Here is an 11,022-nt window from a genome sequence, read left to right on the forward strand (position 1 = left end):
AGGCTCAGGCGCCTTGGATGCGGGCGAGGAACTCGTCGCGCTCGGCGGCGAACGCGGCGACGTCGGAACGCAGCGCGTGCGTGAACCGGTCGACGGGCACGAACAGCGCGAGCTGACCGCTGCGTAGCGCGTCGAGGATCTGACCGTCGTCGTAACACGCGAAGACGCTCACGCCGTCGGTGACGAGACGGAGACCGGTCAGGTCCGCGGTCGGGTCGGCGGCCTCGCGACGCAGGACCTCGAGCGCGGCGCGCACCCGCACCATCGGCAGCCCGGCGTCGAGGAGCGTCACCACGACGCGCAACGAGACGAGATCGCGGAACGAGTACGTGCCGTCGGCCTCGGACGGGACGACGACGCCGTTGCGGCGCCAGTGCCCGAGCTGTGAACGACTACAGCCCCCGAGGCGCGCCGCCGGCGCGGCCGCGAACCCACTCACGACGAACCCTCCCCCATCGACACCGCGCGGAGAACGCGCCGTCAGCTGTCGTCGCGACGGAACCGGCTGCGCAGGTTGCGTCCGGTCTCGCCGAGGAAGCTGCTCACGCCGCCCTCACCGCGCCAGCCGGTGAGACTCTGCAGCCCCGCCTTGCCGAGCTTGCGCGCATTGCGCTCGATGACGAACAGGCACGCCAGCATCACGAGGAAGCCGAGGAAGCCGGCAACGAGGCTCGTGGCGAACGTGCCGACGATGAGCACGAGCCCGGCGACGAATCCGAGGGTCGCCCACTTGATGTTGCGACCGGCGTGTCGGTACACGGTGGTCTTGGCGTGCTCGACGAGGGCGGGATCACTCGCGCTGAGCTGGGCTTCGATCTCCCGGAGGATCTTCTGCTCTTCGTCGGAGAGCGGCATGCCTGATCCTTCTGGTCCCGTGGCGAAGGTGGCTTCGTCCGCCACGCCCACCGTGCCTCACGCCATTCTCGCGCACCGCACCGTACCCAACAACGCGGCGCCCACCCGCGGCTCGGCTCAGAGGTCCATCGGCGCGGACCCCTGCGCAGCTGAGCGATACGCGGCGTCGACGATGCGGTGGGCCGCGAGCGCCTCGGACGCCCCGGGGAAGCCCCGGGCTCCGGTGCCGCCGACCGCGAGCGCGTCGAGGAAGTGCTTGGCCTGGCTCGCGTAGTGCGCGACGGCCTTCTCGTAGACCTCGGGCACGTGCAACGCGCCGGTCCACTCGGGTGGCAAACCTTCGACGAGCTCGCTGCCCTCGGTCGTCTCGACGTGCAGCGGACCGAGGAAGTCGTCCTCGGTCCAGAGGTACGCCTCCTCGCAGAAGATCTCGAGCCTCCGACTCGACCCGCGCGACAGCACCTGGTGCCACACGCTCACGAGCTGCGCGGTCGAGTCGTTCGCGTACCGCAGCCTCACCGACGCGAGGTCTTCGATGCCGTCGTAACCGAACGCGTACGCGGTCGACGCCGACACCGAGATCGGATCGCCGAGGATCCAGCGCAACACGTCGACGTCGTGGATCGAGTGCTCGATGAGCGTGCCGCCGCCCGCGGCGTTGCGATCCTTGCGCCACGTCGAGCCGTACATGCCCTGGATCGGGAAGTACTGGTCGTCGCGCAGGTTCGTCGTCAGCGGCCGGCCGTAGCGACCGCTCGCGACGATGTCGGCCGCGGCGGCAAAGACCGGCGCGTACCGCAGCACGAGGCCGACCTGGTGCGGCACGCGCTCGAGCGCGGCGCTCACGGCCTCGCACGCCGACAGGGTCGGCGCCAGCGGCTTCTCGCAGAACACGGGCAGGTTGCGCGCGGCCGCGGCCTCGACCGCCGCGAGATGTCCGGCCGTCCACGTGCAGATCCAGACGACGTCGACGGCGTCGAGCAGCGCGTCGAGCGACGCGGTCGGTTCGCCACCGAGGTTCTTCGTGAGCTTCGCGGCGCGCGTGCCGTCGGCGTCGTACGCCGCGACGACCTCGCCTTGCACGAGGCTGGCGTCGGCCAGCTGCTTGAGCGCGTACGTGTGGACGGTGCCGATGTGCCCACACCCGACGATTCCGATCCTCACGTTCGCTCCTGCTCTCTGGTCGGGCTCGCGAGCTTCGCCCTCCGCGACGCCGCAGTCGCCGGCTCGGCCGGCCCGCACCGCGACCCGGCCGTTCTCGCGGGGACGAGCGCGGTCGAGCGGAGCGCGTCGTTTCCGAACCGCGCGCGCACCTCGTCGATCGCAGCCTCGACCGCGCCGCGCCGCTCGCGGTCGGTGTCCGGATCGTCACCGTCGAGGTCGAGCACACCCTGACGCTCCGACGGCGGTGCGAGCTGCGACGAGGACACACCGATGAGCCGGATGCCGGGCGCGACGTCGATCGGCGCGAGGAGCTCGCGCGCGATGGCCGCGATCTCCGTCGAGAGCGCGGTCGACGCGGGTTGCGTGCGCGAGCGCGTGATCGTCGTGAAGTCGCCGAAGCGCAGCTTGAGTGTGATCGTGCGCGCTTCGAGACCCGACTTCCGCAATCGACCCGCGACGCGATCCGACAACCGAACGATCTCGCGCTCGAGCGCGGCGCGCTCGCGAATGTCGGTCGGGAACGTCTCTTCGTTGCCGATCGACTTCGTCTCGTGCTCGGGCGTGACCGGCCGCTCGTCGATGTTGCGCGCGAGCTGCGCGAGATGCGTGCCGTGCGCTTCACCGAGCGCCGACACGACCGCCGCCTCCGGCAGCGCGGCGATGTCGCCGACCGTCTTCACACCGATCGCCTCGAGCCGTTGCAGGGTCGCGGGCCCGACACCCCACAGCCGGCTGATCGGCAGCGGGTGCAGGAACGCGGCTTCGCCTCCGGGTTCGACGACGAGCAGGCCGTCGGGCTTCGAGAGGTCGCTCGCGATCTTGGCGAGGAACTTCGTGGTGGCCACGCCGACCGACGCGATCAGCCCCGTTTCCTCACGGATTCTCCGCCGAGCGTCGCGCGCGATGGTCGGGCCGTCGCCGAGCCGGCGGCGCGCGCCGTCGACGTCGAGGAACGCCTCGTCGAGCGAGAGCGGCTCGACCAGCGGCGTGATCGAGCGCATGATCTCCATCACCCGCACGCTGAAGCCCTCGTACTCCGCGAACCTCGGTGCGAGGAACACCGCGTGCGGGCAGGCTCGGCGCGCCACGGCCATCGGCATCGCGGAGTGCACGCCGTACTCGCGCACCTCGTAGCTCGCCGCCGCCACGACGCCGCGCGGCCCGAGCCCGCCGACGACGACCGGCTTCCCGCGCAGGGTCGGATCGAGAAGTTGCTCGACCGACGCGTAGAACGCGTCGAGGTCGATGTGCAGGATGGACGCGTCTTCGCGCACTCCCGTCAGTGCCTCGTCACGTGGAGCTCGGTGCGGGCCTTGCCGCGCACCTCGTAGTGGAACTGCCGGTGCGGGGCGACGACCTCCCACCGTTGCGCGAGCCATTCCGCGAGCGGCTCGCGCACCCACTGCGCGCAGGTCGCGAGGCGGTCGTCGAGCAACGCGGCGGGCACGAACTCGGCCTCGACGACGATGCCGTCGGGATCGTCGACGGTGACCTCACCCTCGTACGCGGCGACCCGCCACACCTCGCAGCGCATGCGCCAGCCCATGTCGGGCGCGAACGCGTGCACCTCGTACACCGGTCCCTCCCACGCGGTGACGACGAGGCCCGTCTCCTCCAGCACTTCGCGCGCGAGCCCATGCAGCACCGACGCGTCGTCGTCGTCGACGACCCCGCCGGGCGTGCTCCAGTCCTCGAACCCGCCCCGGCGCACGTTGCGCACCATGAGCAGACCCTCGTCCGTCTCGAGCAGCGCGCCCGCCACGGTCCACTGCCGCTCACTCACGCATCGCAGTTTGGCACGAACCGGGTCACGCGCAGGCGGCCGCATACGATCCGCACGTGGAAACTCCGGGCGCCGAGGAACCGGGTGGCGAGGAGCCACAGGAGCCGAGCGGCGACGAGGAGATCGCGATCCCGCCGAACCTGCCGCGACGCGGGCCGTTGTTCGTCGCGTTCGCCGCGGTGACGCTGTGCGGGATCCTCGGCGGGTTGATCGGGTACGGGCTGGTCGACACGAGCTGCGTCGAGAAGGCGTCGCTCCTCGAGCGGTTGCTCGAGCAGGTTCGCGGCTACCACCCCGCGACGCATCACTGCGGAGTGGCGCGCGCGAGCGGATCGGTCGTCGGCGCGGTGCTCGCGGCGCTCGGCGCGGGTGTCATCGCCGTCCTCATGCTGCGCGCGATGGCGGAGTGGCGCTTCCATCATCCCGAGGGTGGCCCGCAGCCGGGCTGACATGACGCCGACTCCTCCGCCCGGTTTCTACGAGTGGCTCGACTTCAACTCGCCGATGTCGAGCGAGCTCGCCGACAGCCTCGCCGCGTCGCTCGCGCGCACGCGTCCCGCGGCCGTGGTCGACATCGGGTGCGGGTGGGCCGAGCTCCTGTTGCGCGTGCTCGCGGCCGCGCCGGACGCGCGCGGCGTCGGCATCGACGAGAACGAGACCGCGCGGGCGCGGGCGCGCACGAACGCGACCGCGCGCGGCCTCGCCTCCCGCGTGGATTTCGAGAACGCGCTGCCGGCCGCGCCCCGAGTCGCACCCGACGTCGTGATCTGCGTCGGTGCCGACCACATCTTCGGCGATCAACGCGACGCGCTCGAAGCACTCGCGCGCACGGTCGCGGCGGGCGGGCGCGTGCTGTTCGGCACGGGCTTCTGGGAACGTCCGCCGAGCGTCGAGGAAGCGGCCGGGTTGGGCGCGGTTCCCGACGACTTCCTCCCGCTCCCCGATCTCGTCGACCTCGCACTCTCGTTCGGCTTCCGTCTGCTCGATCTGCGCACCGCGACGCGCCGCGAGTGGGAGGAGTTCGAGCTCGGCTACCTCGCCGATTGGGAGGAGTGGCTCCTGCGGTGGCCGAACGACCCGGGCGCGGCGGAGATCCGCGAGCGCGCCGACGCGCATCGCACCGGCTACCTGCGCGGCTACCGCGACGTGCTCGGCTTTGCGTACCTCACGCTGGGCGTGCCCGCGCGCTGACTACCAGGTCAGGCCGAGGGTCTCGCGCATCGTCGCCTCGAAGGTCGCGTCGTCGAGCTGCGCACGAACCGTCGTGACGAGCTCGGCGTCGGCGCCGACCGGGTGCCGGAGCGTGTGCGTCTTCGCCTCGATCGCGTCGGCGATCCTCGCGGCCACGACCTCGGCGCCGTCGGTCGCGTCGTTGGGCGGCAGCTTCGTGCGCGCCACGTCCCACTGACGCGCGAGCTCGTCGTAGGGCCCGCCCTCGCGCCCGTACATCACTTCGTTCGCGCCGAACTGTGTCTCGAACATGCCGGGCTCGATCATCACGACACGGATGCCGAAGTGGCCGACCTCGTAGTGCAGCGCCTCGCTCAACCCCTCGACGCCGAACTTCGTCGCCGAGTAGAAGCCGTCGAACGGTGGCGCGACCCGGCCCGCGAGTGAGGTGACGTTCACGATGGTGCCGCTCTCGCGCTCGCGCATCTGCGGCAGCACGGCCTGGATCATGCGGATGACACCGAACACGTTCGTCTCGAACATGCGCTTGACCTCGGCGAGCGGAACGCTCTCGACCGGACCGATCACGCCGAAGCCCGCGTTGTTCACGAGCACGTCGACACGCCCCGCAGCTGCGACCGCGGCCGCGACCGAGTCGTCGGAGTCGACGTCGAGCGCGAGCTTCGCGGCGACGTCGAGGTCGTCGAGCGTCGCGGGCTTGCGCGCCGTCGCGACGACTTCGAAGCCGCGCTTCGTGAGCTCGATCGCGGTGGCACGACCGATGCCGGTCGAACAACCGGTGACCAGGGCGCGGGGCATGAGGGTCTCCTTAGAGCGAACGGATCGCGCGACAGGCACGGTCGATGCCCGCGTCGTCGACATCCTTGTGGGTGACGAACCGGTACGTCGAGGGGTCGAGCGTGCCCGCGAGCACGCCGGCCGACTCCAGCCGGTCGAGCGCGTGCTCGGGAAGCGCCGGGATCGGGCAGCAGACCACGTTCGTCCGCACCGAGTCGGGGTCGATCGAGCCCGGAAACCGCTCGGCCAGCGCGTCGGCGATGCGCCGGGCGCGCGTGTGGTCGTCGGCGAGGCGCTCGACCATCGTCTCGAGCGCGACAACTCCGGCCGCCGCGATCACGCCGGCTTGGCGCATGCCGCCGCCGAGCCGCTGGCGCTGGGCGCGCGCCCGCGTGATCACGTCGGCGCGACCGCACAACAGCGAGCCCACCGGCGCGCCGAGACCCTTCGAGAGGCAGAACATCACGGTGTCGCACTCGGCGACGAGCGCGGCCGGCGACACGCCGAGCGCGACCGCGGCGTTCCAGATGCGCGCGCCGTCGCAGTGCAGCGGCAGCCCGTGCTGGTGCGCGACCGCCGCGATCGCGCCGACCTCGTCGGCATCCCACGGTCGCCCGTTCGCGGGCATGTGCGTGTTCTCGATCCACACCATCGACACGGCCACGAGGTGGTGCTCCGCACCCGCGATGGCGTACGCGACCTGCTCGGCGGTGATCAGCCCGTCGCCGTCGGCGAGCGGATGCGGCTGCACGCCCGCGTTCCACGCGCCGGCCGCGCCCTCGTAGCGGTAGACGTGCGCGCGCTCGGGCACGAGCACCTCGGTGCCCGGCTTCGCCTGCACCCGCAGCGCGAGCTGGTTCGCCATCGTTCCCGACGGCACGTACAGCGCCGCTTCCTTGCCGAGCAGCGCGGCGGCGAGCGTCTGGAGCCGGTTGACGGTCGGGTCCTCGCCGTACGCGTCGTCGCCGACCTCCGCGCTCGCCATCGCGGCGCGCATCTCGTCGGTCGGGGTCGTGACCGTGTCGCTCCGAAGATCGACGATGTCGGCCGCGGTCATCGTTTCCGCTTCGCAACCGGACGCATGAGCCCTTCCTGGATCACGGTGATCGCGAGGCGACCGTCGCGCGTGTAGATGAAGCCCTCCGCGAGCCCGCGCGCGCCGAACGCCGACGGGCTCTTCTGGTGATAGAGGAGCCACTCGTCGGCGCGGAACGGTCGGTGGAACCACATCGCGTGGTCGAGGCTCGCGATCATGAAGTCATCGTCCTCGTAGTTGATCTGGTGCGCCATCACCGCGGTGTCGAGCAGCGTGAGGTCCGACGCGTACGCGACGACGCACGCGTGCAGCAACGGATCGTCGGGAAGATCGCCGTTGGCGCGGATCCACACGTGCTGCTCGGCCTCGCGCGGCGTCGGGTCGATCCAGCGCGGCGCCTCGACCGCGCGCGAGTCGATCGGGCGTTCGCGCTCGAGCCAGAGCGAGAACTCGTCGCTGAACTTCTCCTTGTGCGGCGCGAGGCGCTCGCGCAGCGTCGGCAGATCCTCCGGCGCGGGCACGGTCGGCATCGTGTACTGGTGATCCGGACCGGGCTCGTCGATGTGGAACGACGCCGCGAGGTTGAAGATCGCGCGCCCGTGCTGGATCGCGACCACCCGGCGCGTGGTGAAGGAGTTGCCGTCGCGGATGCGGTCGACTTCGTAGACGATCGGGACGTTCGGGTCGCCGGGCCGCAAGAAGTACGCGTGCAACGAGTGCACGCGCCCGCGCGCGACGGTGCGCCCCGCCGCGACGAGCGCCTGCCCCGCGACCTGTCCGCCGAACACGCGTTGGCGCTCTTCGTCGGGGCTCACGCCGCGGAAGAGATTGAGCTCGAGCGGTTCGAGCTCGAGGATCTGGACGAGGTCCTTCAGCGCGGCCGACTGGTTCATGCGAAGAGCACCTTCATGCGAAGAACACCTCGGCGGCGTCGAAGAAGGCGTCGTCGACGGTCTTGGATCGTGCGACGCCCTCGGAGATCGGCACGCGGACGACGTCGGTGCCGCGCAACGCGACCATCGTGCCGAAGTCGCCGTCGTGCACCGCGTCGATGGCGGCGAGCCCGAAGCGCGTGCCGAGGATGCGGTCGAAGGCGGTGGGTGTGCCGCCCCGCAGCACGTGGCCGAGCACGGTGACGCGCGCCTCGTAGCCGGTGCGCGTCGCGATCTCGTCCTGCAGCTGCGTGCCGATGCCACCGAGTCGCACGTGACCGAACTCGTCTTCCTCGCCCGACTGCAGCTTCATCGTCCCCTCGATCGGAACCGCGCCCTCGGCGACGACGACGATCGAGAACGCCTCGCCACCCTCGTGACGGCGCCGCAGTCGCGCGCACACCGCCTCGACGTCGAACGGCTCCTCCGGGATGAGGATGATGTCGGCGCCACCGGCGATGCCGCAGTACGTCGCGATCCAGCCCGCGTGCCGGCCCATCACCTCCACCACCATGACCCGGTCGTGACTCTCCGCCGTCGTCTGCAGACGGTCGATCGCGTCCGTCGCGACCTGCACCGCGGTCCAGAACCCGAACGTGTAGTCGGTCGACGACAGGTCGTTGTCGATCGTCTTCGGTACGCCGACCACCTTCACACCCGAGTCACCGAGCTTGGCGCCGACGCCGAGCGTGTCGTCGCCACCGATCGCGACGAGCGCGTCGACCCGGTCGCGCTCCAGGGTCGCCGTCACCCGCGCCGGACCGTCGTCGGACTTGTACGGGTTCGTACGCGACGTGCCGAGGATGGTGCCGCCGCGCGGGAGGAGGCCGCGCGTCGACGCGATCGTGAGCGGCACGCTCTCGCCGTCGAGCACGCCGCGCCAGCCGTGGCGGTAACCGACGAACGAGTGGCCGTAGACGCCTTCGCCCTTGCGGACGACGGCGCGGATGACCGCATTGAGGCCCGGGCAGTCGCCGCCACCGGTCAGCACTCCGATCCGCATGACGTTCTCCTCCGGGGCTCCGGCCCTATCCTGCCGCGAGTCCGAGCCGCTCCGGGGGTGCGATGTCACGCGAGGCAACCGAACGGCGACTGCGCGCCGGCGGCTTGCTCCAGCTGGAGCCCGGTGAGGAGATCGTGGCCTGGTCCCGCGCGTGGGTGTCGCGGGCGGGACATCTCCAGCAGCTCGCCGCCCGCTGGCGGGACGTCGTGGTCGTCACCAACCGGCGGCTGCTGCTGCTCGGCGTCGGCCACTTCACCCGCGCGCCCCGGCGGCTGATGCTCGCCGACCTCCTCGACAACCTGGCCGTGACCGACATCGGTGTGCACCCGGGCCGGGGCCTGCGCTGCGCGCGCCCGGGCCGCCCGCCGGTCCTGATCGAGCTCGGCGCCGACCCGTGGAGCCTGAAGGTCGGGCTCGAGATCCAGACGCGGGCGTCGGGAACGGGTGCACCGCCCGCGGCCGCGTCCGACGCACCTCGCGAGCCCGACGCACCTCGCGAGCCCGACGCACCTCCCGAGCCCGACGCGCCCGAACCCGTCGCCGATCCGGCCGCACCCGCGACCTGATGCCCGTCGTCCTCGCGATCGACGCGGGCACGACGGGGGTGCGCACGATCGCGTTCGACGAGCGCGGCGCGCCCCGCGCGTCGTGTTACCGCGAGTTCCCGCAGCACTTCCCGCAACCGGGTTGGGTCGAGCACGACGCCGACGACATCCTGCGCGTCACGCTCGACACCCTCGGCGACGTCGCGCGCTGGGCGAGCGAGCACGACGAGACGATCGCGGGCATCGGCATCACGAACCAGCGCGAGACCGTCGTCGTGTGGGACCGCACGACCGGCGTACCGCGACATCGCGCGATCGTCTGGCAGGACCGGCGCACCGCGGCGCGCTGCGACGCGCTGCGCGCCGGCGGTCACGAGCCGATGATCCGGCGCACCACCGGGCTCGTGCTCGACCCGTACTTCTCGGCGACGAAGCTCGAATGGTTGCTCACGACCGGCGGCGTCGCCGACGACGACGGCCTCTGCTTCGGAACCGTCGACTCGTGGCTGGTGTGGAAGCTCACCGGCGGACCCGAACGCGGCGTGCACGCGACCGACCCGTCGAACGCGAGCCGCACGATGCTGTTCGACATCGGCGCGCTCGCCTGGTCCGACGAGCTGTGCGCGTTGTTCGGCGTGCCGCTCGCGTGCCTGCCCGCGGTCGGGCCGAGCAGCGGCCGCGTCGGTGTCACCGAACCCGACTGCGCGGCCGGACTGCGCGTGCCCGTGAGCGGCATCGCCGGCGATCAGCAAGCCGCACTCTTCGGGCAGGCCTGCTTCGAGCCGGGCATGACGAAGAACACGTACGGCACCGGTTCGTTCGTGCTCGTGAACCTCGGCCCGACACTCCCCGATCCCGTCGACGGACTGCTCACGACGGTCGCGTGGACGATCGGCGACACGACCGCGTACGCGATGGAAGGTGCGATCTTCGTCACCGGCGCGGCCGTGCAGTGGCTGCGCGACGGCCTGGGCATCATCGCCGACGCGGCCGAGACCGGTCCGCTCGCCGAACAAGTCGCCGACACCGGCGGAGTGTTCGTCGTCCCCGCGTTCACCGGCCTCGGCTCGCCGTGGTGGGATCCCTACGCGCGCGGCACCGTGCTCGGCATCACACGCGGCACCGCACGTGCGCATCTCGCACGCGCGGTCGTCGAGTCGATGGCGTTCCAGACGCGCGACGTCGTCGACGCGATCGTTGCCGCGAGCGGCACGCGTCCGGCGGAGATGCGCGTCGACGGCGGCGCGTCGGCGATGAACCTGCTCTGCCAGTTCCAGGCCGATCTGCTCGGCGTTCCCGTGCGGCGCGCCGCGTGCGCCGAGACCACCGCGCTCGGCGCCGCCTACCTCGCGGGCATCGCAGAGGGACTGTGGGACTCCCCCGCCGCCGCGGCCGCGTCGTGGTCGGCCGAGGCGTCGTTCGAACCGGGCATGGACGCCGAGGACCGCGACCGCCGGGTCGCGGCGTGGCACCGAGCCGTCGAACGCTCGCGCGGCTGGGAGAAGGACTGACGCCGGGGTTCCCACCGGAGCGCGCGAGCGAAGCGAGCCGCGCGGCCTCGACCGGGGGCTGAGGCGTCAGGAGCGGCGAGCGCAGCGAGTGCGACCGGTAAGCACCGCCTAGCTGGCGCGGGCTTCGATCTCGTCGAACGTCGCGACGTGGGCGATCTCGACGGGGACATCGTCGGGCTTGCGCGTCGCGTACGTGTCCTCGTACTCGTAGCCGCAGAGCTCGCC

Annotated in this window: 13 protein-coding genes; 4 read left to right on the forward strand and 9 right to left on the reverse strand. The window is 71.6% G+C overall.

Annotated features, from left to right (window positions below; genetic code table 11):
* Positions 1-4: 4 nt before the first annotated feature.
* The 5 genes from VH914_15450 to VH914_15470 all read right to left on the reverse strand — a co-directional run bounded on the left by VH914_15450 (position 5) and on the right by VH914_15470 (position 3,802).
* A complete protein-coding gene (locus VH914_15450) occupies positions 5-439 on the reverse strand; it encodes a MerR family transcriptional regulator (protein ID HEX4492603.1) in 435 nt (144 codons plus the stop codon).
* Positions 440-480: 41 nt separating this feature from the next.
* The gene (locus VH914_15455) at positions 481-855 is read right to left on the reverse strand and encodes a DUF3040 domain-containing protein (GenBank protein HEX4492604.1); all 375 of its coding nucleotides are present in this window, start codon (positions 853-855) and stop codon (positions 481-483) included.
* Between the two features lie 117 nt (positions 856-972).
* Complete coding sequence (locus tag VH914_15460) at positions 973-2,019, reverse strand: Gfo/Idh/MocA family oxidoreductase (GenBank protein ID HEX4492605.1); 1,047 nt, start codon at positions 2,017-2,019, stop codon at positions 973-975.
* Entirely contained in the window at positions 2,016-3,293 is a 1,278-nt protein-coding gene (locus tag VH914_15465; GenBank protein HEX4492606.1) for a DNA polymerase IV, read from the reverse strand. Before VH914_15465 ends, VH914_15460 begins: the two co-directional genes overlap by 4 nt.
* 5 nt (positions 3,294-3,298) lie before the next feature.
* On the reverse strand, positions 3,299-3,802 hold the full coding sequence (locus VH914_15470; GenBank protein ID HEX4492607.1) for an NUDIX hydrolase: 504 nt from the start codon (positions 3,800-3,802) through the stop codon (positions 3,299-3,301).
* Between the two features lie 56 nt (positions 3,803-3,858).
* Between VH914_15470 and VH914_15475 the strand changes: the two genes are divergently transcribed.
* Together VH914_15475 and VH914_15480 are read left to right on the forward strand one after the other, a co-directional pair.
* The gene (locus tag VH914_15475; protein HEX4492608.1) at positions 3,859-4,251 is read left to right on the forward strand and encodes a hypothetical protein; all 393 of its coding nucleotides are present in this window, start codon (positions 3,859-3,861) and stop codon (positions 4,249-4,251) included.
* A gap of 1 nt (position 4,252) precedes the next feature.
* Positions 4,253-4,993: a methyltransferase gene (locus VH914_15480; protein HEX4492609.1), complete on the forward strand. Its 741-nt coding sequence runs from the start codon at positions 4,253-4,255 to the stop codon at positions 4,991-4,993.
* Here VH914_15480 and VH914_15485 read toward each other — a convergent pair whose 3' ends face one another.
* From VH914_15485 to VH914_15500, 4 genes are read right to left on the reverse strand one after another with little or no spacing between them, the layout of a single operon-like run.
* On the reverse strand, positions 4,994-5,791 hold the full coding sequence (locus VH914_15485; GenBank protein ID HEX4492610.1) for an SDR family oxidoreductase: 798 nt from the start codon (positions 5,789-5,791) through the stop codon (positions 4,994-4,996).
* A gap of 10 nt (positions 5,792-5,801) precedes the next feature.
* On the reverse strand, positions 5,802-6,827 hold the full coding sequence (locus VH914_15490; protein ID HEX4492611.1) for a GntG family PLP-dependent aldolase: 1,026 nt from the start codon (positions 6,825-6,827) through the stop codon (positions 5,802-5,804).
* A complete protein-coding gene (gene tesB, locus VH914_15495) occupies positions 6,824-7,699 on the reverse strand; it encodes an acyl-CoA thioesterase II (protein HEX4492612.1) in 876 nt (291 codons plus the stop codon). The genes VH914_15490 and tesB overlap by 4 nt, the downstream gene beginning before the upstream one ends.
* 13 nt (positions 7,700-7,712) lie before the next feature.
* Positions 7,713-8,741 carry a 6-phosphofructokinase gene (locus VH914_15500; protein HEX4492613.1) on the reverse strand — a complete coding sequence of 343 codons (1,029 nt, stop codon included), beginning with the start codon at positions 8,739-8,741 and terminating at the stop codon, positions 7,713-7,715.
* A gap of 62 nt (positions 8,742-8,803) precedes the next feature.
* Between VH914_15500 and VH914_15505 the strand changes: the two genes are divergently transcribed.
* Together VH914_15505 and glpK are read left to right on the forward strand one after the other, a co-directional pair.
* Positions 8,804-9,307: a hypothetical protein gene (locus VH914_15505; protein HEX4492614.1), complete on the forward strand. Its 504-nt coding sequence runs from the start codon at positions 8,804-8,806 to the stop codon at positions 9,305-9,307.
* A complete protein-coding gene (gene glpK, locus VH914_15510; GenBank protein HEX4492615.1) occupies positions 9,307-10,797 on the forward strand; it encodes a glycerol kinase GlpK in 1,491 nt (496 codons plus the stop codon). The genes VH914_15505 and glpK overlap by 1 nt, the downstream gene beginning before the upstream one ends.
* Positions 10,798-11,022: the final 225 nt, after the last annotated feature.

Source organism: Acidimicrobiia bacterium (genome assembly GCA_036271555.1).
Classification (GTDB): Bacteria; Actinomycetota; Acidimicrobiia; order IMCC26256; family PALSA-610; genus DATBAK01.